Source organism: Natronococcus occultus SP4 (genome assembly GCF_000328685.1).
Taxonomy (GTDB): Archaea; Halobacteriota; Halobacteria; order Halobacteriales; family Natrialbaceae; genus Natronococcus; species Natronococcus occultus.
This window is the reverse complement of record NC_019974.1, coordinates 135,465-158,278: the sequence shown is the minus strand read 5'-3', so window position 1 is coordinate 158,278 and position 22,814 is coordinate 135,465. Positions and strand designations below refer to the sequence as shown.

21 protein-coding genes are annotated in these 22,814 nt (G+C 65.7%); 6 read left to right on the top strand and 15 right to left on the bottom strand.

Annotation, left to right across the window (positions count from 1 at the left end; genetic code table 11):
• Nucleotides 1–43: 43 nt before the first annotated feature.
• Complete coding sequence (locus NATOC_RS00765) at nucleotides 44–4,804, top strand: LAGLIDADG family homing endonuclease (RefSeq protein ID WP_015319497.1); 4,761 nt, start codon at nucleotides 44–46, stop codon at nucleotides 4,802–4,804.
• Here NATOC_RS00765 and NATOC_RS00760 read toward each other — a convergent pair.
• The 4 genes from NATOC_RS00760 to NATOC_RS00745 all read right to left on the bottom strand — a co-directional run bounded on the left by NATOC_RS00760 (nucleotide 4,801) and on the right by NATOC_RS00745 (nucleotide 7,857).
• Complete coding sequence (locus NATOC_RS00760; protein ID WP_015319496.1) at nucleotides 4,801–5,709, bottom strand: transcription initiation factor IIB; 909 nt, start codon at nucleotides 5,707–5,709, stop codon at nucleotides 4,801–4,803. The two genes, NATOC_RS00765 and NATOC_RS00760, sit on opposite strands and share 4 nt — an antisense overlap.
• A gap of 130 nt (nucleotides 5,710–5,839) precedes the next feature.
• Nucleotides 5,840–7,117, bottom strand: coding sequence for a threonine synthase (thrC, locus tag NATOC_RS00755; protein WP_015319495.1), 1,278 nt, complete (start codon nucleotides 7,115–7,117; stop codon nucleotides 5,840–5,842).
• Nucleotides 7,118–7,193: 76 nt separating this feature from the next.
• Nucleotides 7,194–7,571, bottom strand: coding sequence for a helix-turn-helix domain-containing protein (locus NATOC_RS00750; protein ID WP_015319494.1), 378 nt, complete (start codon nucleotides 7,569–7,571; stop codon nucleotides 7,194–7,196).
• A gap of 31 nt (nucleotides 7,572–7,602) precedes the next feature.
• A complete protein-coding gene (locus NATOC_RS00745; RefSeq protein ID WP_015319493.1) occupies nucleotides 7,603–7,857 on the bottom strand; it encodes a hypothetical protein in 255 nt (84 codons plus the stop codon).
• Nucleotides 7,858–7,983: 126 nt separating this feature from the next.
• Here NATOC_RS00745 and NATOC_RS22715 point away from each other — a divergent pair, with 126 nt between their 5' ends.
• Nucleotides 7,984–8,172 (top strand): hypothetical protein, encoded by a 189-nt coding sequence (locus NATOC_RS22715; protein ID WP_015319492.1) that lies wholly within the window; start codon nucleotides 7,984–7,986, stop codon nucleotides 8,170–8,172.
• A gap of 7 nt (nucleotides 8,173–8,179) precedes the next feature.
• Nucleotides 8,180–8,455, top strand: a complete 276-nt coding sequence (locus NATOC_RS22710) for a hypothetical protein (protein ID WP_015319491.1) — start codon at nucleotides 8,180–8,182, stop codon at nucleotides 8,453–8,455.
• Nucleotides 8,456–8,478: 23 nt separating this feature from the next.
• Here the strand turns inward: NATOC_RS22710 and argF are convergent, their stop codons facing one another.
• The 10 genes from argF to NATOC_RS00690 all read right to left on the bottom strand — a co-directional run bounded on the left by argF (nucleotide 8,479) and on the right by NATOC_RS00690 (nucleotide 18,978).
• A complete protein-coding gene (gene argF, locus NATOC_RS00735; protein WP_015319490.1) occupies nucleotides 8,479–9,390 on the bottom strand; it encodes an ornithine carbamoyltransferase in 912 nt (303 codons plus the stop codon).
• Nucleotides 9,387–10,499 (bottom strand): [LysW]-lysine hydrolase, encoded by a 1,113-nt coding sequence (locus NATOC_RS00730; protein WP_015319489.1) that lies wholly within the window; start codon nucleotides 10,497–10,499, stop codon nucleotides 9,387–9,389. The genes argF and NATOC_RS00730 overlap by 4 nt, the downstream gene beginning before the upstream one ends.
• On the bottom strand, nucleotides 10,496–11,650 hold the full coding sequence (locus NATOC_RS00725) for an aspartate aminotransferase family protein (protein ID WP_015319488.1): 1,155 nt from the start codon (nucleotides 11,648–11,650) through the stop codon (nucleotides 10,496–10,498). The genes NATOC_RS00730 and NATOC_RS00725 overlap by 4 nt, the downstream gene beginning before the upstream one ends.
• The gene (locus NATOC_RS00720; protein WP_015319487.1) at nucleotides 11,647–12,507 is read right to left on the bottom strand and encodes an acetylglutamate/acetylaminoadipate kinase; all 861 of its coding nucleotides are present in this window, start codon (nucleotides 12,505–12,507) and stop codon (nucleotides 11,647–11,649) included. Before NATOC_RS00720 ends, NATOC_RS00725 begins: the two co-directional genes overlap by 4 nt.
• Nucleotides 12,508–13,584, bottom strand: coding sequence for an N-acetyl-gamma-glutamyl-phosphate reductase (argC, locus tag NATOC_RS00715; protein WP_015319486.1), 1,077 nt, complete (start codon nucleotides 13,582–13,584; stop codon nucleotides 12,508–12,510).
• Complete coding sequence (gene lysX / locus NATOC_RS00710; protein ID WP_015319485.1) at nucleotides 13,584–14,468, bottom strand: lysine biosynthesis protein LysX; 885 nt, start codon at nucleotides 14,466–14,468, stop codon at nucleotides 13,584–13,586. Before lysX ends, argC begins: the two co-directional genes overlap by 1 nt.
• On the bottom strand, nucleotides 14,465–14,629 hold the full coding sequence (lysW, locus tag NATOC_RS00705; RefSeq protein ID WP_005554620.1) for a lysine biosynthesis protein LysW: 165 nt from the start codon (nucleotides 14,627–14,629) through the stop codon (nucleotides 14,465–14,467). Before lysW ends, lysX begins: the two co-directional genes overlap by 4 nt.
• Before the next feature lie 210 nt (nucleotides 14,630–14,839).
• Nucleotides 14,840–16,360: an argininosuccinate lyase gene (gene argH, locus NATOC_RS00700; protein WP_015319484.1), complete on the bottom strand. Its 1,521-nt coding sequence runs from the start codon at nucleotides 16,358–16,360 to the stop codon at nucleotides 14,840–14,842.
• 1 nt (nucleotide 16,361) lies between these two features.
• Nucleotides 16,362–17,588, bottom strand: coding sequence for an argininosuccinate synthase (locus tag NATOC_RS00695; protein WP_015319483.1), 1,227 nt, complete (start codon nucleotides 17,586–17,588; stop codon nucleotides 16,362–16,364).
• A gap of 298 nt (nucleotides 17,589–17,886) precedes the next feature.
• Nucleotides 17,887–18,978: a helix-turn-helix transcriptional regulator gene (locus NATOC_RS00690; RefSeq protein ID WP_015319482.1), complete on the bottom strand. Its 1,092-nt coding sequence runs from the start codon at nucleotides 18,976–18,978 to the stop codon at nucleotides 17,887–17,889.
• A 174-nt stretch (nucleotides 18,979–19,152) separates the two neighbouring features.
• Here NATOC_RS00690 and NATOC_RS00685 point away from each other — a divergent pair, with 174 nt between their 5' ends.
• A complete protein-coding gene (locus NATOC_RS00685; RefSeq protein WP_015319481.1) occupies nucleotides 19,153–19,653 on the top strand; it encodes a 2'-5' RNA ligase family protein in 501 nt (166 codons plus the stop codon).
• Between the two features lie 61 nt (nucleotides 19,654–19,714).
• The gene (locus tag NATOC_RS00680; RefSeq protein ID WP_015319480.1) at nucleotides 19,715–20,059 is read left to right on the top strand and encodes a hypothetical protein; all 345 of its coding nucleotides are present in this window, start codon (nucleotides 19,715–19,717) and stop codon (nucleotides 20,057–20,059) included.
• Here NATOC_RS00680 and NATOC_RS00675 read toward each other — a convergent pair whose 3' ends face one another.
• The gene (locus NATOC_RS00675) at nucleotides 20,060–22,237 is read right to left on the bottom strand and encodes an ATP-dependent DNA helicase (protein ID WP_015319479.1); all 2,178 of its coding nucleotides are present in this window, start codon (nucleotides 22,235–22,237) and stop codon (nucleotides 20,060–20,062) included.
• 158 nt (nucleotides 22,238–22,395) lie between these two features.
• Between NATOC_RS00675 and NATOC_RS00670 the strand changes: the two genes are divergently transcribed.
• Nucleotides 22,396–22,809, top strand: coding sequence for a hypothetical protein (locus tag NATOC_RS00670; RefSeq protein ID WP_015319478.1), 414 nt, complete (start codon nucleotides 22,396–22,398; stop codon nucleotides 22,807–22,809).
• The last annotated feature ends 5 nt before the right edge of the window (nucleotides 22,810–22,814 follow it).

Sequence of the window (22,814 nt, the reverse complement as noted above, 5' to 3'; positions counted from 1 at the left end):
CTTTGCGACCATTTATACACGGTGGCGACCCTACGGACGTGCAATGGCGCAAGCGGGCAATTCTGAACTCGTCGACTCGTTCGAGCAGTTCTTCCGTAACTACTACGACAACGAGATCAAGCAGCTTGCGCAGCAGTACCCCAACGAGCAGCGGTCGCTTCACGTCGACTGGCAGGATCTCTACCGATACGATCCGAACCTCGCCGACGACTTCCTCGCCCAGCCCGAACAGCTCCAGCGCTACGCCGAAGAGGCGCTCCGGCTGTACGATCTGCCGATCGACGTCAGCCTCGGCCAGGCCCACGTTCGGGTCCACAACCTTCCCGAAACCGAGTCGCCCGAAATTCGGGACATCCGCGCCCGCGACATGAACTCCCTCGTACAGGTCCGGGGGATCGTCCGCAAGGCGACCGACGTCCGTCCGAAGATCGAAGAGGCTGCCTTCGAGTGTCAGCTCTGTGGCACCCTCACTAGAGTCCCCCAGTCCAGCGGTGACTTTCAGGAACCCCACGAATGCCAGGGGTGTGAACGTCAGGGCCCGTTCCGCGTGAACTTCGACCAGTCGGAGTTCGTCGACTCTCAGAAACTGCGCATCCAGGAGAGTCCCGAGGGTCTCAGAGGTGGGGAGACCCCGCAATCACTCGACGTCCACGTCGAGGACGACATCACCGGCGAAGTGACGCCCGGTGACCACGTCTCCGCGACGGGCGTGCTCCGACTCGAACAGCAGGGCGACGGCCAGGACAAATCGCCCGTCTTCGACTTCTACATGGAGGGGATGGCCGTCGACATCGACGAAGAGCAGTTCGAGGACATGGACATCACCGAGGAGGACAAAGAGGAGATCGTCCGGCTGTCCTCGAGCGATGACATCTACGAGCAGATGGTCGGCTCGATCGCTCCATCCATCTACGGCTACGAACAGGAGAAACTCGCGATGATCCTCCAACTCTTTTCGGGGGTGACGAAGCAGTTGCCGGACGGCTCGCGGATCCGCGGCGACCTCCATATGCTGCTGATCGGGGACCCGGGTACTGGAAAGTGCGTCCGCGGAGACACGAAGGTGACACTCGCAGACGGACGCAATGTCCCGATCCGTGACCTCGTCGAGGCGAACATCGAGGACCCGAAACCGATCGACGACGGGTGGTACGACGAGATCGATCTCGAGGTGCCGTCGCTGCAGGACGACGGTTCGATCGCTCCACAGCGGGCGACGAAGGTCTGGAAGCGTGAGGCACCTGATCAGATGTATCAGATTCGGACTTCGAGCGGGCGTGAACTCGAGGTGACGCCGTCGCATCCGCTGTTCGTCGGTGTTGCTGACGGCTATCGGGCAATCCGTGCCGACGAACTCTCAGTTGGAGATTCGATCGCCGTGACAACGGGAAGTGCGAACACGGTCGATCAGCCGACGGTAAACGAAGTGCCCGTCCTCGCTGACGGAGGAACAGTCGCGTCTACGAGCGCTGTAGCTGATCAGATCAACTCTATTGAAACGGTCGATCCCGACTACGACTGGGTGTACGACCTCGAGATAGAGGGGACTCACAACTACGTTTCGAACGGGATCATCTCCCATAACTCCCAGATGCTGGGCTACATTCAGAACATCGCCCCTCGCTCCGTCTACACCTCCGGGAAGGGGTCGTCCTCGGCTGGCCTCTGTGTCACGGGGGAGACGCTGATCCATACCGAAGACGGGTTCCGACAGGCCAAGGACGTCGCCACTACTCGGCTCCCCGATCCAGTCGACACCGAAACTGCAGTCGAAGACGAAATCGGCCTCTACACGTTTGATCGGGACTCGGGAGCCCTCGAGACACGATCGACGTCACACGTCTGGCGAATGCCGCCAAAGGAGTGTCGACGGATAGAGACGGCACGAGGTAAGGAACTCGAAGCGTCACAGAGCACGCCAGTGTTGACCTGTGGCGAGGACGGGCTCGAATGGACGCAGATATCGAACGTCGAAGCAGGTGATTACGTCGCGGTACCGAAGTACGACGAGGTCGACCGCTCGACGCCGCCGATCGAGGACTACCTCGAGTTCACGAACGAGAAGCTGAAACTCGCCGACGAGTCGATCGTTCAGATCCGCCGGCAGCTCTGTGAAACGTACGGAACGCTCCGTGACGCAGCGGCGGAGCTCGACCTCTCGGAGGACTTCGTCTACGATACGATTCGGAACCGACATATTCCCATAGCAAAGCTCGAACGAGTGCTCGAGGGGATCGACCTCGAGTTGGACCAGCTCTCGGTCGAACGCGCGATGCTTCGTCACGGGGACGGCGTCCGTATCCCCGACGAGTTCGACGAGGACCTCTGTTATCTGCTCGGCCTCGTCTTCGGAGACGGAGATATCAGGCTCTCGCGCCGCGACGGAAACCGCGGTCTCGTTCGAATTTCTAACAGCGACGAAACGATTCTCGAGCGGGCGGTCGAGATCGTCGACGATACGTTCGACAAGCGGCCCGAAATCGAGTATCAGGACGATCGAGTTCCGTGTATTCGCGTTCACAGCGCTACTATCGCGCAGTTGTTCTCTAACGCCGGGATGGAGACGCCGAAGGAGGATCTGAAGCTCGATCCTGCACTGACGACCGCCGAGCACGCCGATGCGTTCCTCCGCGGACTGATGGACGCCGATGGATCCGTTTCGTCCCGAACTGACGGGGGCTCGAGCATCCACTTTTCGACGATCAGCCAGGAGTTCGCCGAACAGGTGCAGCTGATGCTCGAAACCTACGGCGTTCGATCCCGCGTTCGCGAGCGCGACCGTCGCGGTGTGTCCGTCCTCGAGAACGGCTACGAGATCGAATCGAATCACGTCCAGTATCACTTGGAGTGTTACGGTCGCAACATCGAACGGTACGCGGACGCGATCGGATTCGGCTACCCGACAAAACGGGCTGCGCTCGAGGAAATCGTCGGGGATGCCACACGCCGGGAGGAGAAGATTCCGGTCGGAACCACACTCGCAACCGTCGATGCTGCTGGTGGGGAATACTATATGAATCTCAACCGTGGCGACAATCCCGGCCGTGGACGGGCTCGACGGATGCTCGAGGAGGTCGATCTCGGAGACGCCGAACCGATCGTCGAGGAGGCAGTCGAGGCCGACCTGTGCTGGGACGAGGTCGTCGCCGCGGTCGACACCGGCGAGAAGGAGGTGTTCGACCTCACCGTCCCGGAGACGCACAACTTCCTCGCGAACGGGGTCGTCACCCACAACACGGCTGCGGCGGTCCGCGACGACTTCGGCGACGGCCAGCAGTGGACCCTTGAGGCCGGCGCGCTCGTCCTCGCCGATCAGGGGATCGCGGCGGTCGACGAACTCGACAAAATGCGGTGCGTGACGGGGGAAAGCCTCGTCGAATTATCCAACGGATCGTCTATCGCCATCGAAGAGATAGCGCAACAGGCTGCAAAAGCGGGTGAAATCGAACCGCTAGAAAACGGACGAACGATGCGGAACGTCGACGTGAGTGTTCGGACGATGACCGACTCCGGAGCGATCGTCGAACGACCGGTCACTGCCGTACATCAGTACGAGACCCCATCGGAACTGATCGAAGTCATCACCGAAGACGGTGAGAAGCTCCGCTCGACACCAGACCATCCGTTCTTCATCCGACAAGACGGATCGACAATCGAACGAAGCGCAACAAATCTCGAGGTCGGTGATCGAACGCTCGTCCCCTGTAACGAGTCATCAATCGTCACAGATGGCGGTGCTGTAATGACCGACCAGTCAGCACGCTCGAGTCTTCATGATGTCGAACCCTCGGAAATCGTCAAAATCCACCGGATCGATGGCGATGAGTGGGACTACGTCTACGACCTCACAGTTGAAGGGACCCACAACTTCATCGCCAACGGCATGGTCGTTCACAACTCCGAGGACCGCTCGGCCATGCACGAGGCCCTCGAGCAACAGAAGATCTCGGTTTCGAAGGCCGGCATCAACGCCACGCTCAAGTCCCGCTGTTCGCTACTGGGCGCCGCGAACCCCAAGTACGGTCGGTTCGACCAGTACGAGCCCATCGGCGAGCAGATCGACCTCGAACCGGCCCTGATCTCGCGGTTCGATCTGATCTTCACGGTCACCGACCAGCCCGACGAGGAGAAAGACAAGAATCTCGCCGAGCACATTCTCACGACCAACTACGCAGGGGAGCTGACCACCCAGCGCGAGGAGATGACCAGTCTCGAGGTCAGCGAGGAGGAGATCGAGGAGATGACCGAACAGGTCGATCCCGTGATCGACGCCGAACTCCTCCGAAAGTACATCGCCTACGCGAAGCAGAACTGCCACCCACGGATGACCGAGGACGCCCGCGAGACGATCCGGGACTTCTACGTCGACCTGCGCGCGAAAGGCACCGACGAGGACGCCCCCGTCCCGGTCACCGCACGAAAGCTCGAGGCGCTGGTGCGGCTCTCGGAGGCAAGCGCCCGGGTGCGACTTTCGGATACGGTCGAGCAACGCGACGCCGAGCGGGTCGTCGAGATCGTCCGCTCGTGTCTGCAGGATATCGGCGTCGACCCCGAAACCGGCGAGTTCGACGCGGACATCGTCGAGGCCGGCACCTCGAAGTCCCAGCGGGATCGGATCAAGAACATCAAGGGGCTGATCAGCGACATCGAGGAGGAGTACGACGAGGGCGCGCCGGTCGATATCGTTCTCGAGCGGGCCGACGAGATCGGGATGGACGAGTCGAAGGCCGAACACGAGATCGACAAGCTCAAACAGAAAGGCGAGGTCTACGAGCCAAGCACCGATACGCTCCGAACGACCTAGCCGTTCGACGACGGGTTCAGTTCCTCGAGCGCGACGGCCGTCGACCGGATCGTCGCGGGTGCGACGTCGGCGACGTCGGCCGCGGCGGTCTGGGTGATCGAGGGCCAGTTCTCGCGTTCGCCGGCGGCCGCGTACAGACAGGCCGCGGCGACGCCGCTCGGATTCCGTCCCCCGATAGCGCCGTCCTCGAGGAGCGTCGTCACGTATTCGCGCGCCCGGTTCTCGATCGCGGGTTCGAGCTCGAGTTTCGAGGCGTACCGCGGCAGGTACTGGGTCGGATCGATCGGTCCGGTGGGGAGTTCGAGTTCGCGGTTCAGCGCGTCGTAGGCGGCCTTGAGCTCGTCGGCGTCGGCGCGGGCGACCGCGACGATTTCGTCGATCGTTCTGGCCAGCGAGTTCGTCCGACAGGTCGCGTAGATCGCGGCCGCGGCAAACCCCTCCAGCGACCGCCCCTGTAACAACCCCTCGGACTGAGCCGACTCGAAGAGCGTACAGGCCTGTTCCCGCACGGAGTCGGGGAGTGACAACAAGCCGTTGACGCGTTTGATCTCCGTGAACCCGTACACCTGGTTGCGGTCTGCCTTCGTCGAGATTCGAGCTCGATTGTGTTCTCGTCTAAGGCGGGCGATCTGGCGTCGCTTTCGCCCGCTCAGACGGGTGTAGGATCCCGAACCACTTCCGTAACCGATCTCCGTCGAGAGCCCGCGGTCGTGTCGCGAGCGCGTCAGCGGGGCGCCGGTCCGACGGCGGTCCGGGCCGTCGTCGAACGACCGCCACTCGGGGCCGCGGTCGATCGCGTCCTCGTCGGAGACGAGCCCGCAGTTCTCACAGATCAGTTCGGTTTCCGTCGTCCGCAGTCGTCCACCACACTCTGAGCAGCTTCCGGTCGAATCGTCTACAGCCATCGGTAATTATCACCAGCTATGTGTACCTGTGCTCCCTCTTCCTACTTAAAGTATAAGATATCTTCTAGAATTATCTGGAAATAAGGTCTGGATGGACCGCACCGGTCGAAGCTCGAGGACGTCGTCGTCGCTATCGGTCCGACGCGGACCCGCCCGCGAGATGCTCAAGGACGCCGTCGGTGTCTGCCGGAACGGGTTCGGAATCGTTACCGGCGGCGGCGGCTGCGTCGGGATCCTTGAGCAGGTGGCCCGTCGTCAGGCAGGCAACCCGTTCGTCGCTCTCGACGATCCCCTCGGCGCGGAGTTTGCGAAGCCCGGCGACGGAGGCCGCGGAGGCGGGCTCGACGCCGATCCCTTCGCTCGCGAGCGTGCGCTGGGCGTCGGTGATCTCCTCGTCGGTGACCGAGATGGCCGTCCCACCGGTCTCGCGGATTCCGGGCAGGGCTTTCGGCGCGTTGACCGGGTTGCCGATCCGGATCGCCGTCGCGCGGGTCTCGACGTCGTCCCAGCGTCGCACCTCGTCGGCGCCGTTCTCGATCGCCTCGACCATCGGCGCGGCGCCCACGGCCTGGACACCGGTGAGCTTCGGCACGTCCTCGCGGTCGATCGCGCCAGCCTGGAGGAGTTCGCGGAACGCCTTGTACAGCGCCGCGGTGTTGCCCGCGTTGCCGACCGGGAGCACGATCCGGTCCGGGAGCGTCCCGTAGTCGTCGCGGAAGGCCTCGAGGATCTCGAGGCCGATCGTCTTCTGACCCTCCAGCCGGAAGGGGTTCAGCGAGTTCAGCAGGTAGGCTTCGCCCTGTGCCGCGAGCTCCTGGACGATATCGAGGCAGGCGTCGAAGTTGCCGTCGACTTCCAGAATCCGGGCGCCGTGGAGGCTCGCCTGGGCGACCTTCCCCGCGGCGACCTTCCCCGCTGGCAGGAGCACGAGCGTCTGCATCCCGCCCCGAGAGCCGTAGGCCGCGAGCGCGGCGCTTGTGTTACCCGTCGACGCGCAGGCCAGTCGATCGACCCCGAGCTCCCGTGCGACGGCAACGCCGACGGTCATCCCGCGGTCCTTGAACGATCCCGTCGGATTCATTCCCTCGTGTTTGATCCTGACGGCCTCGAGCCCGAGCTCGTCCTCGATGGTGGGGACCTCGTACAGCGGCGTGGCTCCCTCCTGAATCGAGACGCCCGACTCGAGCGGTAGCGCGTCGGTGTAGCGCCAGACACCCTCCCCCTCGAAGTCCTCGAACGAGGGGTGGTCGGCGTAGCGAACCTCGAGCAGCCCGTCGCAGTCGTCGCAGGTGTAGCGGACGTCCGCGAAGGGCGCAAACGTCTCGCCGCAGTCGATACACTCGAGCCAGGCGCCGTCGGTCGCGTCCTCTGGAACGGTCGGGTTCTCGGCCGAGAGGCTGAGACTCATTACCGGGACCGTAGCGGGCAAAGGAGAAAAGTGGGCTGATTGGGACCAACGCTGCCGCGGCGGGCGGCGAGGACGTTCACTCCTCGTCGAAGTCATCGATGACCCCGTGAACCGTCGCCGTCCAGGCGTCGAGCGCGTCGTGGAGCATCCGTTTGACCTCCGGCAGCGCGATGGCGGTGTACTGGTAGACGTACCCCCCGCCGTCGAGGAGCCGACGGTCCCGGCGGACGATCCCACGCTCGTACAGCGTCGTCAGCGAACGGTTGATCGTACTCCGGTCGCGCTCGAGGGGTGTTTCTAGCTCGCCGATGGTGCTCCCGGGTCGCTCGAGGAGCACGAGATAGGTTCTGGTCTCGTGAGGTTCGATGCCGAAGACGCAGCTCATCACCGTTTCGAACCCGGGGTCCGGCGTCTCCATCAGTTCGTCGAGGCGATGTTCGGGGTCGGTCGGCATGGCCGATACTACACCCCTGGAAGTGAAAGAGTCACGTCCCGTCCGCGGTCGACGACGCTCCGTACCCCATGTTCCGAATGCAGGTCCGCATTTCCCGTGCGCTCTCGTGGCGGTGTAACCTGGTGGGGGTGTCACAGTAGTACACTGAGCCGTCGTACCGCAGCGTGATTTCGTGCTCGTCGCCGAGGGTCGTCGTCGTAACGACGACGCGACGGCCGTCCTCGATCGCCTCGAGAATCGCGTCCGCGCCAAGATCGCCCGCGTCGATGCGTAACGGGTCCACCATCGGAACGTACTGCGAGGGCTCGACGGATGAACGTTCGCCTCGGTGCGTCGGTCCCGATCCGACGACTGTGTGTGGCCAACACGAGAGAGAGACAGCGCTACACCGTCTTCCGCCGAGAGCTAGCGTATGGCGTCCAAACAACGAACCGAAGCTGACGTGGCGACCGGAACCGCACTCGAATCCTGGCAGGCGGGCGTCGTGGGCGGTATCGCCGGAGCGGTCGCGTTCGGCGTGCTGATGGCGGTGCAGATGCCCGCGATGCTTGAGATGGGGATCCCGGCCATGTACGGTCTCGAAGGCGGACTCGTCGGCTGAGTACTCCATGTCTCCCACGGCGCGGTGCTCGGGGTCGTCTTCGCCGCCTTGCTCGCGCTCACGGGTCAGTCCCGGCGCGGAGTCGTCCGGACTACCGCGCTTCGGCCTCGCCTACGGCGTCGTCGTCTGGATCGGTCTCGCGGTCGTCGTCATGCCGATCTGGCTTTCGGTCGGCGGCTTCCCGATGGCGCCACCGCTGCCGAACGTCGACGTCGGGAGTCTGCTGGGACACGCGGCGTACGGCGTCGTCCTCGGGATCACGTACGGATTCCACGGACGATAAACGACCACAGAAGGTTTCGATCGCTACTCGAGCAGCCAGCTCAGCAGCGCCTTCTGGGCGTGGAGCCGGTTTTCGGCCTGATCGAAGACGATCGAGCGGTCGCTCTCGATGACCTCGTCGGTGATCTCCTCGCCGCGGTGGGCGGGCAGACAGTGCATCACCGACGCGCCGGGGGCGTCCTCGAGCAGGTCCGCATTGACCTGGAACCCCTCGAAGGCGTCCATCCGGACGTCGCGTTCGTCCTCCTGACCCATGCTAATCCAGACGTCGGTGTAGACGACGTCGGCGTCCGCGACCGCCGCGGTGGGCTCGGTCGTGGTCGTCAGATCGCCGCCGAGTTCACGGGCCCGCTCGAGGACGTCGTCGTCGATCCCGTACCCGTCGGGCGTGGCGACGGTGAGGTCGATACCGGCCAGTGCCGCGCCGATGACGAACGACTGGGCGACGTTGTTGCCGTCGCCGACCCACGCGGCCGACACGTCCTCGAATCCGCCGGTTTCCTCGCGGATCGTCAGCAGGTCCGCGAGCGTCTGGCAGGGGTGTGCGTCGTCGGTGAGTCCGTTGACGATCGGTACCGAGGAGTGTTCGGCCAGCACCTCGACGTTGTCGTGTTTGAACAGCCGGGCCATCACGATATCGACGTACCGCGAGAGGGTCCGGGAGGTGTCTTTCAGCGGCTCGCCCCGGCCCAGCTGGATGTCGTCGGCGCCCAGGAAGATCGCGTGGCCGCCGAGCTGGGTCATCCCCGTCTCGAAGGAGACGCGGGTTCGGGTGCTGGGTTTCTGGAAGATCATCCCCAGGGTCTGGCCCGCGAGATCGTCGTGGTCCTCGCCGTTCGCCTGCGCGTGTTTGTACGTTTCGGCGCGATCGAGGACGGCGGTCAGCTCCTCCCGGGAGAGATCGTCGATCTCGAGGAAGTGTCGCGGCTCACTCATTCGGGCTCGCCTCCGCGAAGCGTCGTTGCGACGTTCGTCAGCACTTCGACCGACCGATCGAACTCGGCGAGCGAGAGGCGCTCGTCGGGTGCGTGGTCGAGCTCGGAGTTGCCCGGGCCGTACGTGATCATCGGACAGTCCCACGCGCCGGCGTAGAGGTTCATGTCGCTGGTGCCGGTCTTGCGCAGGAGGCGCGGATCGCAGCCCGCCTCGCGGATCGCCGCACGGAACGCGCGGGCGACCTCGGTTCGCGGGCTCTCCATCACAGGCGGGATCGGCTCGGCCCAGGAGACGGTGCCGATCTCGAGTTCGGCCTCCGCGGTCTCGCGGACCGATTCGGCGTCCAGCGACGGGGGGATCCGGAGCTGGGCCTGCAGGGTCGTCTCGACCGAGAGGCCGTCCTCGCTGATCCCGCCGTCGATGTCGACCGGTTTCGCCGTGACGCGCTCGAAGACGGGCGTGTACTCGTCGTGTTCGAAGGCGGCCTCGACGTTGGTCCACCACTCGGTCGCGTGCTGGATCGCGTTGGGTTCGGGTCGGGACGTGTGGCCCGACTCGCTTGTCGCGACGTAGGTCCCGGAGAGAAAGCCCCGGTAGCCCAGCGTGATCCCGGTTGTACCGCTGGGCTCGCCGTTGACGACGGCGTCGGGCTCCTCGCGGTCGACGACCAGATGCCGGGCGCCTCGGGAGTTGGTCTCCTCGCCGACGACGCCAACGAAGGAGACGCCCGTTCGGACGGCGGCGACGGCCATCGCGGCCAGCGGACCCGTAGCGTCGACGCTCCCGCGCCCCCAGAGGACGTCCTCACCTTCCTCCTCGGCGACCTCGTCGTCGACGTCCTCGGCGTCTGCCGGCCGGACCTCGACTGGAATCTCGCCGGGAACGGTGTCGACGTGGGAGGTCAGCAACACTGCATCGTCTGCGGGTGCACGGACGCTGCCGACCTCGTCGATCCAGGCTTCGCGGCCGTTCGCCGAGAAGAACTCGACGAGGCGTTCGGCCGCCGCCTGCTCCTCGCCGGTCGGCGAGGGGATCCCGACGAGATCGACCAGCAGGTTCCGGGCGTCCTCCTGCGAGACGTCGGCCACGTTGGTCATACTCGCGTTCATGATTCGGACGCGGCTTCGGGGGCGACGGTCTCGGTCAGCGCCTCGACGAGTCGGTCCGTGTCGTCCTCGTCGATCACGAGCGGCGGCAGCAGGCGCAGGACGGTCCGGCCCGCTGGTAGTGCCAGCACCTGGTGGTTCATCGCCAGATCGCGGGCGACCCGGTTCGCGCCGCGTTTCAGTTCGATACCGACGAGCAGCCCCTCACCGCGGACCTCGCGGACCGCGTCGCCGAGGGCGTCCTCGAGATCCGTTGCGAGGGAGTCACCGACAGCGGCGGCGTGGGCGGGCCACTCCTCCTCGACCAGCGTCGAGATCGTCGCGTGGACCGCCGCGGTGACGACGGGGCCGCCGCTGAACGTGGCGTTGTGCGAGGCAGCGCCGTCGGCGATCCAGTCCTGAACCGCGACGCCGCCGATGGGCAGGCCGTTTCCGAGTCCCTTCGCGGTCGTGAGGACGTCGGGCGTGACGCCCGCGTTCTGGCAGGCCCACATCGAGCCCGTCCGTCCCATCCCGGTCTGGACCTCGTCGAAGACCAGCGCCGCGCCGGCCGCCTCGGTCAGTTCGCGGGCGCGCTCGAGGTAGCCCGCGGGCGGGACGTTGATCCCGCCCTCGCCCTGGATCGGTTCGAGGATGACGGCCGCAGTCTCGTCGTCGACGGTCGCCGCGAGCTCCTCGCCGTCGCCGTAGGGAACGAACTCGACGTCACCGGCCAGGGGCTCGTAGGGCTCCTTGTACTTGTCCTTCCAGGTCGCCGCGAGCGACCCCATCGTCCGTCCGTGGAACGAGCGGGTCGCCGCGACGATCTTCGAGTCGCCGGTCGCCGAGCGGGCGAACTTCAGGGCGGCCTCGTTGGCCTCGGTTCCGGAGTTACAGAACCAGGCGTCCTCGAGTCCGTCGGGCGTCGCCGCGACGAACGCCGCGTAGGCGTCCTCGCGCGATTGGACGGGAAACGAGGAGTCGACGAACGTCAGCTCGCCGACCTGCTCCTGTACCGCGTCGACGACTGTGGGATGGGAGTGACCCAGCGGCGTACACGCGAAGCTCGCACCCGCGTCGAGGTACTCCGTCCCGTCGGTGCTGTAGAGGTACGGTCCCTCGCCGCGCTCGATACCGATCGGCTTGCTGCCGGAGACGAAGTCGTGGTCGCTCATCGTGTGGCCTCCTGTGTAGTTTCGTCGTCGAGGACGCCGGGCTGGAGGGTCGTCCCCTCGCCCGCGAGCGCACTCGTTATCGGCGCGTCCGCGTTAGCCGAGGCGACGATCACCGAGGACGCACCCCCTTCGAGGGCCTCCGTGGCGGCCATGACCTTCTTGGTCATGAACCCTTCGGCGGCGTCCTCGACGGCTTCGAACTCCTCGGGGGTCGACGCGGAGTCGATCTTCGTCGACTCGTCGTCCGGGTCCTCGTAGATCCCCGAGACGTCGGTCAACACGACCAGGTCGGCTTCGAGCGCGCCCGCGATCGCGGCGGCCGCGCGATCGGCGTCGGCGTTGACGGCGGTGTACCCGCCCGATTTCTCCTCACCCAGCATCGGAACCGAGACGACGGGCGTGTAGCCGCCCGCGAGCACCGTCTCGAGGAGGTCGGCGTTGACCGACTCGATTTTCCCCGAGTGGTCGCCGCGCTTGATCTTCTTCTTGCCGTCCTCTTTCACGCGAACGGCGGACTTGCGTTTCCCCTCGAGAAGTTTGCCGTCCGTCCCCGAGAGGCCGACGGCGTCGACACCCTCGTTCTGGAGGCTCTCGACGAGGTCGGTGTTGAGCTTGCCGGGCATCACCATCTTGAAGACGTCCATCGTCTCCTCATCGGTAAAGCGACCGACGACGCCGCCCGGTGTCTCGACGTACGTGGGCTCCTGCCCGAGCTCCTCGAGGGTCTCGTCGACGGCCGTCGAGCCGCCGTGGGTGAGGACGACGTCCTCGCCGTCCTCGACGAGGCTCGCGACGTCCGCGAGCGCACCTTCGGGATCGACGGCGCGTGCGCCGCCGATCTTGACCACGGTAGTCATTTACGGTGCCCCCACGGGGTGCAGCCCCGTGAACTCGAGTCCGGCCGTCTCCTCAAGGCCGAGCGCGACGTTGGCGGCGTGGACCGCCTGGCCCGCCGATCCCTTCATCATGTTGTCGATCGCCGAGAAGACGACGACGCGCTTGTTCGAGGGGTCGAGCTCGAAGCCGACCTCCGCGAGGTTCGTCCCCGCCACCGATTTGGGTTCCGGATAGCGGTAGACGCCGGAGCCGCCCGCGGCCATGCGGACGAACGGCTCGTCCTCGTAGCAGCCGCGATAGGCCTGCCAGAGGTCGCCCTTCGAGACCGGTCCCGACGGGAAGACGTGACCCGTCGCGCTGGCGCCGCGGATCATGTCTACGGCGTGGCAGGTGAAGGCGACCGAGGTGTCGAGGAACTGCTCGATCTCGGCCTCGTGGCGGTGGCCCGTCGGCGCGTAGGGGCGGACGACGCCCGAGCGCTCGGGATGGCTCGAGGCCTCGCCGCCGCCGGCACCCCCCTCCGAGGAGCCGACCTTGACGTCGACGACGACCTGCTCGCCGCCCTCAAGGATATCGTGTTCGAACAGCGGATACAGCCCCAGAATGGTGGCGGTGGCGTTACAGCCCCCGCCGGCGATCAGCTCCGCGCCCGCGAGGTTCTCGCGGTTGATCTCTGGCAGGGCGTACTCGGCCTTCTCCAGGTATTCGGGCGCGTCGTGGCCGTCGTACCACTCCTCGTACTGCTCCTCGGTGTCGAGGCGGAAGTCTGCCGAAAGGTCGACGACGGTATCGGCGATCTCGAAGAAGTCGTCGATCTGCCCCATCGAGACGCCGTGGGGTGTCGCCGCAAAGAGGACGTCGACCGACTCGAAGTCCTCGGGTTCGGTAAAGCGCAGGTCGGTCCCGCGAAGCGGCGGGTGGACCGAGCCGACGCTCTTGCCGGCCTTCGAGCGACTCGTCACTTCCGCGAGTTCGAAGTTGGGGTGACCGGCGAGCAGTCGCAGGAGCTCGCCACCCGTAAAGCCGCTACCGCCGACGACCGTCGCAGTGACGGTTTCGGCTGATTCGTCCGCGCTGGCGTCGGTGCCGACGGCCATCAGAACGTCACCTCGACTTCCTGGCTGCCGTTCTCCGCGGCTTTCTCTTCGAGCCAGTCGACGACGGTGCCGGCGACGTCGGTCTCGACGGCGTCGTTGAGCGCCTTGAACTCGACGGTGTGGTTGACCTCGTGGACGGTGTACCCGTCTGCCGTCTCCATGAGGTCGATGCCGAGCAGTCCCCCGCCGACGGCGTCGCTCGCCTTCTCGACGAGCTCTGCAGCCTCGTCGTCGACCTCGAAGACGTTCGTCTCGGCGCCCTTCGCGGCGTTTGTGATCCAGTGATCCGAAGACCGGACCATCCCGGCGACGGGTTCGCCGTCGATCGCGACGACACGGATGTCCCGTCCGGGTTTCTCGACGAACTCCTGGACGTAGAACACCTTGTGCTCGTAGTGGCCGAGCGTCGCCTTGTGCTCCAAGATCGCCTCCGCGGCGTCGCGGGAGTCGATCTTGGCCATCAGACGACCCCACGAGCCGACGACGGGTTTGAGCACGCAGGGGTAGCCAAACTCCTCGATCGCCTCGAGGGCGGTCTCCTTGGTGAACGCGACCTTCGTCGCGGGCGTGGGAACCCCGGCCTTCTCGAGCGCGAGGCTATTCTTGACCTTGTCGGCGCAGATCTCGGCCGTCTCGTTGCTGTTGACCACGGGGATGCCGTAGGCCTCGAAGAACTGCGTGGCATAGAGGCTGCGACTCGTGGCCAGACAGCGGTCGACGACGATGTCGAGGTCGGCAAACGCCTCGGAGGCCTCGCCGATGTCGAACGTCTGCTTGCGGACGTCGATCTTCTCGACCTCGTGGTCGCGCTCGCGCAGCTCCGAGAGGAGGAGCTTCTCGTCCTTGCGGATCCGGGAGTAGAGTATTCCTACTTTCAAGGTCACTCACCCCAGTCCTCTTCGAGCTCCGGGGCTCGCTCGAGGACTGGCGGCTCGGTGTCGACGACTTCCAGCTCGGCTCCGCAGGTCGTACAGTCAACGATCTCTCCCACTTCCAGATCGTCGTGCAGGGACACTTCTGCCCCACACTCGACGCATTCTGTCATTGTACTCCACACTGGGACCGCAGTACCCTTAAAACCTTCGAACCTAACAGCAAAGTTACAATAACTGCACTACCCACTAACGGTGTGTGACTCGCGATTTCCGGCAGATTTTGTATTTCATATCATTTTGATTGTGTATCGTCCCCTCGTGGGGACGGCGGCGGGAGCGGGGTTGGCGTGCGATCCGGAGCTGGTGGACACGCGAGGACATCAGCCATACGCGTTCACCTCCTCGCGAAGCGCCGCGTGGGCGTCCTCGAGCGCCTCGTCGGTCGCCGCGTGTGTCCCCTCGTCGGCCGCGAGCGTCTCGCGAGCCGACTCGAGCTGCTCGGCGACCGCCTCGGGGGCGGGTCCTCCCTGCGAGTCCCGGCTCGCGACGCTCGCCTCGGGATCGAGGGCGCTCTCGACCGCTGCGGGGTCGACGAGCGACTCGAGGGGTGATTCGCGGCTCCGCTGCTCATCGTCTCGAGGCGACGTCGCCGCCTCGCTCTCGCCGAGCACGTCTTCGGCGGCGGCCTCGAGGGCGTCGTAGTCGGCGCCGTTCTCTGCGGCGTGGGCGACTATTTCGTGTGCGGTGCGGAACGGCAGTCCGTTCGCCGCCAGCAGGTCCGCGACCCCGGTCGCCGTCGAGAACCCCGCGCCGGCCTCCGCTGCGAGCGTCTCCGCGTTCCAGTCGGCGGTCGCGACCGCGCCCGCGGCGACCTCGCTGGCCTCCGTCACGGCGTCGACGGTCTCCCAGGCGTGGGTCGTCGCCCGCTGGAGGTCGCGGTTGTACGCGCGGGGCAGTCCCTTCAGTGTCGTCGTCAGTCCCTGGACCCCGCCCGCGGCGTCGCCCGCGACCGCGCGGACGAGCTCGAGCGTGTCGGGATTTTTCTTCTGGGGCATGATCGAGGACGTCGAGGAGTAGTCGTCGGCGAGATCGACGAACCCGCGGTTCGCGAAGATCACGAGGTCCTCGGCGAGCCCCGACAGCGTCGTCGCGTGGGTCGACAGCGCCTGGGTGGTCTCGAGCAGGAAATCGCGGCTCGAAGAGGCGTCCATCGAGTTCTCGACGATTCCACTGAAGCCCAGTAGATCGGCCGTACGCTCGCGGTCGATAGCGAACGTCGTGCCGGCGAAGGCCGCCCCGCCCAGCGGGGATTCGTTGATCCGCCCGTAGGCGTCGAACAGACGCTCGGTGTCGCGACGAACTGCGCCCTCGTAGGACAGCGCCCAGTGGGCGACCGTCGTCGGCTGGGCGGGCTGGAGGTGGGTGTAGCCGGGCATGATCGTCTCCCGACCCTCCTCGGCGACCTCGAGCAGCGACTCCCGCAGCGCCAGGGTCGTCTCGATCGCCTCGAGAACGTCCTCGCGAAGGCGATACCGAATGCAGGTCGCAACCTCGTCGTTGCGCGAGCGGGCGGTGTGCATCTTCCCGCCCGCCGGGCCGATCTGTTCGATGACGGCCGTCTCGATAGCCTCGTGGACGTCCTCGCCCTCGGGCAGGGAGTCGTGGCCGTCGACCTCGATGGCGTCCAGTGCCGTCAGAATCTCGCCCGCGACGTCGTCGTCGACGATCCCCTGTTCGGCGAGCATGATCGTGTGGGCGCGGTCGACCTCGAGGTCGGCCTCGAAGATCCGCTCGTCGGCCGCAAGCGAGGAGAGAAAGCTCCGCGCGGGGCCGCCGCTGAAGCGGTCCCGTCGGACGACGCCCGACTCGTCTCCGCCGTCTGGAGCTCTCTCTCCGCTCATCTTACTCCTCGCCTCCGTCGGTCGCCAGCTCGACCTCCTCGTCGTCGTTCTGGGCGGCGATCGACTCGTTGGCGAGGCGGCGCTGGAACCCGTGGTACTTCGCGACGCCGGTGGCGTCCTCCTGGGTGATCTTGCCGACCGTCTCCGTGTTGAAGGAGGCGTGTTCCGCGGAGTAGGCGGCGTACTCGCTGTCGCGGCCGACAGCGCGAGCCTGGCCGCCCTCGAAGCGGATCGTCACCGTTCCGGTGACGCGCTGCTGGGTCTCGTCGATGAAGCCCTCGAGCGCACTGACGAGGGGTGCGTCGACGAGTCCCTCGTAGCCCTTCTTCGACCAGCGCTGGTCGATCTGCTGTTTGAACTCGCGTTCCTCCTGGGTGAGCACGAGGCTCTCGAGGGCCTCGTGGGCGTTGAGCAGCGTCGTTGCCGCGGGGTGTTCGTAGTTCTCGCGGACCTTCAGTCCGAGCATGCGGTCTTCCATCGAGTCGGTGCGACCGACGCCGTAGGCGCCTGCGAGCTCGTTGAGGTGCTGGATGAGTTCGACGGGCTCATAGGCCTCGCCGTCGACGGCGACGGGGTACCCTTCCTCGAAGGCGATCTCGATCTCCTCGGTCTCGCCGGAGGGGGCCTCGGTCCACTCGTAGATCTCCTCGCCGGGGACGTAGCTCGGGTCCTCGAGCTCGGAGCCCTCGACCGAACGGCTCCAGAGGTTGGTATCAATCGACCACTTGCCGCCGCTACCGCCCTCGACGGGCAGGTCTTTCTCTGCGGCGTACTCGTTTTCCCACTCGCGGGTGAGCCCGAGTTCGCGGACGGGAGCGATCACTTCGAGGTCGGAGTCGCGCCAGACTGCCTCGAAACGGAGCTGGTCGTTCCCCTTGCCCGTACAGCCGTGGGCGATCCCCGTACAGTCCTGTTCCTCGGCGACCTCGAGGATCGCGCTGGCGATCACCGGGCGCGCGAGCGCGGTGCCGAGCGGATACCCCTGGTAGGTCGCGTTCGCGCGGACACTCTCGAAACAGAGGTCCGCGAACTCCGCTTTCGCGTCGACGATGTAGTGGTCGAGTCCGAGCGCCTCCGCCGTCTCTTCGGCCTCCTCGAACTCCGACTCCGGCTGACCGACGTCGACCGTGACCCCGATTACTTCGTCGTAGCCGTACTCCTCCTCGAGCAGTGGAACACAGACGGTCGTGTCGAGTCCCCCCGAGAACGCAAGTGCAACGCGTGTCATAGCTACTCGAGTGGAGCAGGAGGATGGACTTAAATTCGTCGTTCTTAATTAGCGTAATTAAGGTTATAGAGCGCTCTAAGTCTGAAAATTAGCCATTTCGGAGGATCGAATTCGGTCCGGACGGGGGGTGAGGTATAGTGCGGGCTCAAAGGCCCGGTCGTCGGGGTCGTCGCGGCGTAACGGCTCCGGCGGTAGCGAAAAGGGGTACCGATCTGTCGGCGGAACCGCTCATTAGAACATCCTAAGAGGACGGAACCTCTTAAACCCTACTCGTCGGGCAAGTATTGTGCCGGTCGACCTACTCCTCGTCGACGTCTTCCTCGGGGAGCGCGAGGACGTTCTCCCGACCGATCCGGAAGACCTCGATCTCGTCGTCCTCCCGGAGCCCGCCGACGACCTGGCTGGTCTTGGCCTCCGTCCAGTCGAGTTCGGAGACCACCTCCTGTTGTTTGATCCGACCGCCGCGGTCTTCGATCAGGCGTAACACTCGTTCCTCGTTGCTGAGCAACTCCGGTGGCGGGCCGGTCGGCTCGGCGGAGGCGGACGGTTCCGTCGGCGCGTCCGAACCTGGATCGGCCGATCCGGATTCCCGGCCGTACCGGAACCACCAGCCGGCAACGCCGGCGGCCGCGAGGACGCCGAGTGCGGCTCCCGCGGCGAGCCAGGGCATCGCCGGTCCCTCCTCGGATTCGGTTCCCTCGGCCGACTCGGCGTCCTCGATCAACACGACGCGGGGCTGGTCGTCGGTGAACTCGGTCCCGCTGCCGTCCCAGAAGACCGATCCCTCGCCTCTGTCGTCGGAGTCCGGATCGATTTCGTAGGCCGAGTACCCCTCAGGCCAGGAGAGCTGTAACGTCGTGTCGTCGACCAGCGTAAACTCCGAGAGCGCGTCACCGGCTTCGATACGATTGAGTTCGACGTGTGCGAACGACGACCACTCGAACTGATACTTCACGTGGCCCAGATCCCGCGGTGCGGTGCTTTCGTCGGTTGTCACCGTGAAGTTCGAGATCTCCATCTCGCGGTCGGTCACGTTTTCGCCGTCGGAACGGACGTCGTCCCATCCCTCGGCCTCCCGTTCGACGTACTCCTCGGGGTTGGACTCGATATCGTTCTGGAGCTGTTCCCACTCCTCGATCGACTCGTTTTCGGGATTGATCGGGAACCGGTAATCGACCTGGAACGTCGCCGACCCGTTCTCGTGGATCTCGACGTCGACGTGGATCTCCTCGGCGTCGTCGAACTGGAGCGCCTCGTCCTCGAGTTGCTGGAGCGGCTGCTGGGTCCCGGCATCACCGTCGGCCGCCACCACGGCCGAGGCAGACATCGGAACGAACAGGCAACCAACCACCACGAGCACCACTAGGGCTCGAAGCCCCCGCACATCCATTACAGGACGTTGGTAGAGCCGCCTAAATAGGTCTTTCCGACCGCGGTTTGTGGTGTCACGTTCGGTCGATGGATGGAAACGGGGGAGCGACGGCGTCCTCGACGGACGATCGGGACTGTCGGCCTGACGCCCGAACGCCACACTCATACGTCGGCCACACCTATCAGAGCGAACGTGTACAGCGTCACCGTTCCAGTTCCCGGGCGCGTCCGCGAGCTCGCGACCGCCCTCTACCCCGAACTGGTCGGGTTCGACACCGTCCGCGAGGACCACTCCTGTCTGCTCAAACGGCTCGGCGAGCCCGACCACGCCGCACAGCTCCAGCACCGCACACACCGCGCGCTGGAGGGGACGGCACGGCTCGAAGCCCGCGTTACCGGAATCGACTACTTCGCCGACCCCCCGCTGGGATCGGCACCCGTCGTCTACCTCGTCGTCGACAGTCCCGGTCTCGAATCGGTCCATGCCCGACTTGCCGAGGAGTTCGGAACCGTCACGGGCCTCGAGGGCGCCGACTACGTCCCACACGTCACCCTCGCTCGAGGTGGGGACGAGGCGACCGCGAAACGGTTGGCCGACCGCCAGATCGATCCCGTCGAGTGGACCGTCGGCGAACTCGAGTTCCGGGCCGAATCCGACGGGTTGCCGGTGAGTCGGGTCGCGCTCCCGGCGTGAGACGTTCCGAACGTTTCCACATCCAGAAAACTCATATAATCCGATACGTAGGTAGTAGAGCATGCACCGACGATCACTGCTCGGAGCCACACTCGCCGTCCCGCTTGCGGGCTGTTCTGCCGCCGGCGATCTGTTCGGCGAGGACGGGGTCGACGAGACCCTCGAGGACGAACACACCGCGGAGTTCAGCGCCGAGGAAGGCGAGAAGTTCGTGGCCGAGATCGACGTCGAACGGGTCGAGAACGGGGACGCGGTCAGCGTTCAGGTCGCGAAGATCGGCGAGGGACCGCTCGAGGCCCGGTCGGTCTCGGACACCGGGAGCTTCGACGTTACGATCGAGGAGAGCGGTGACCACGTCGTCACCGTGACCAACGGCGCCGCTCACGTGACACTCGAGAAGCGGTAGTCAGGGCGCCGGCGGATCCCCCTCGTAGGCGCCGTGATCGCCGTAGAAGTTCCGCATCGCGAACTTGAGCTTCGAGGGCTCGATATCGAGTAGCTCCTCGCGCTCCTCGTGGGGGAACGTTCCGTTGACGCTGTACTTGCCCAGGTCGGACTTCGCGTCCTTCGAGTAGCGCCGATCCAGCAGCGCACGCACCGCGATATCCTCCGGCGAGCGAAGCACGCGACCGAGCGCCTGGCGGGTCTTGCGGACCGTCGGAATCTCGACGGCGTAGCGCCAGCCGGTGTCGGTCCCCTCGAAGGCGGCGTCGTAGGCTTCCTGGACTGCCTCGGTCCGGTCGTCGAGATGGGGGTAGGGAACGCCGACGACGAGCACCGTCCGAGCGTCGTCGCCGTCGAAGCTCACTCCCTCCGCGAGGGTGCCCCACAGCGAGGTACAGAGGACGCCGTCGTCGTCCGCAACGAACTCCTGGCGGAGCTCCTCGACGGCGACGCCCGGCTCGTCGAGATAGACCGTCGCCGACCCGCGGCGCTCGAGTCGCTCCGCGTAGCGGCTCGCCTCGCCGTAGTTCGGGAAGAAGGCAAGCGTGTTACCGGCGGTCATCCGGATCGCGTCGTCGAGCGCGTCGGCGACGGTCTCCTGGACGTCGGGGTCGTCCCGGTCCGAGGAGAACAGCGGCGGCGTCTCGACGGCGTAGGTCCGGCGGTGTTCCTCGGGGAACTCGAGCCCGTAGGCCATCGTGATCGGGTCCTCGAGCCCCAGGACGTCCTCGGTGACGTCGAAGGGCTGGAGCGTCGCGCTCATCAGGATCGTCGCCGAGACCTCCTCGAACAGCCGTCCGGTGACCTGACGGGGGAGACAGGTGTACAGCTCCGCGCGCCCGTAGATCTCGTCGGTGCCGGCGTCCCGCGTCACCGAGACCACCGGGTACAGTCCCTCCTTGGTTCCCTCGTCCATCCACGCGCTGACGAAGCCCGCCGCCTGCAACGTCTGACACTCCGTCCGGGTAGCCGTCTCGCCCTCCCGGTAGGCCTCCTCGTACTCCTCGTCGAGCTCCTGGCCCAGCGCCATCGCGGCCTCGAGGTCGTCGTCGATCCCCTGCCCCGAATAGCGCTGCAGGAACTCGAGGGTGAGCTCGTCGCGTCGATCCTCGTTCGCGATCGGGACGTCCTCCCAGCCTTCACCGATCCGTTCGCGCTCGCCGAACCCGAAGGAGTCCTCGTAGGTCTCGACCAGCGCGCGGTGAAACGCCGAGAGGACGTTGGTCGCGTCCTCGGCCCGGGGATCGTCGCTGTCGGCGAGCTCGTCGAGCGCCGAATCGAAGGTCCGCTCCGAGCAGGTTCGGGTCGCGTGCTCGCGGGCGGCGTCCTCGACGTTGTGAGCCTCGTCGAAGACGGCGATCACGTCCTCGGGATCGCGGCCGAGCCACCGGAAGAACTGCTCGCGGATCGTCGAATCCAGCAGGTGGTGGTAGTTACAGACGACCAGATCGACCCCCTCGATCCCCTCCTTCAGGAGTTCGTAGCCACAGAACTCCCGCTGTTCGGCGTACTCGTAGATCTCGTCGGGCGTGCGGACGTCGTCGAACAGCCAGGCGAAGAAGTCGTCGGTATCCTGCGTGAGGTTGTTCCGGTAGTAGTCACAGACGTTCTTCTCCTCGAGGTCCTCGAGACGGTCCTCGATCGACTCGAGCTCGTCCATGACGGCGCTGCGGGCGTCCGCGGCCGAGCCACCGTCACTGCCTTCCTGGCTCTCGGCGAGCAGCTCCCGCTGGCGCCGCTCTAACTGTTCGCGGTCGCGCTCGGCGTCGACCACGGCCCGGGTGTTGTCCCGCAGGGTCTGGCACTCCTCGTAGCCGACGTCGATGTGACACATCGACCCCTTCCCCTTGAAAACGACCGCACGGAGCGACTCCTCGCGGGTGATCGCCCGGGCTTCGGCGACGAACTGGCGCATCTGCTGGTGGACGTTGGTCGTGATGACGACCGTCTTGTCCTGCTCGCGGGCGACCTCCAGGGCTGGAACCAGCGACGAGAGCGTCTTGCCGGTCCCGCAGGCCCCTTCGAACAGCACGTCCTGGTCCCGAACCAGCGCGTTGTAGATGCGGTCCATCGCCTCACGCTGGTTCTCGTAGGGTTGCTCGTACGGGAAGAATCGCATGTACCCGGCTGTCTCGGACACGGTAGTGAGTGGTTCCCGCTACGATAAAAGGATTCGTCTCCGCACCGGTTCCGTTTCGGAATCGCGGGACGCGGGCCTCCCGATTCCGTGGCGATCACACTCACGGCCCGGCGTACGCGCGCTACAGCGACATACTACTCGAGGCCAAATCTTCGGGTATGGCCATTCCCGGTTACGATTCCGGTGACGTCGTGGAGTTAACACTCGACCGTGCGGGTGCCCGTGCCGAGATCGTCGCGGGCGTGGTTCCTGACGCGGTCGGCCTCGAGCGCAGCAGCCGGGATCCGACGGCGACCGCGCTTGCGGATTCGGTCGAACTCGTCGGCCTCGAGGAGCTGCGGGCCGTCGACGCGTTCCGGATCGAACTCGGCTACGACCCGTCGGCGCTGCCGCCCGGCGCGAGTCCGACCGATGTCGCGATCAGCGTCGAGACCGAGGACGGCTGGGTGCGACTCGAGTCGACGGTCGACCTCGAGGAGACGACGGTGTCGGCGACGCTGGGCGATCGGCCGCCGGGGTCGACGATCGTGGCGGTCTATGAATCGACCGAGGAGAGCGCGGGCGGGGTCTGATCGTC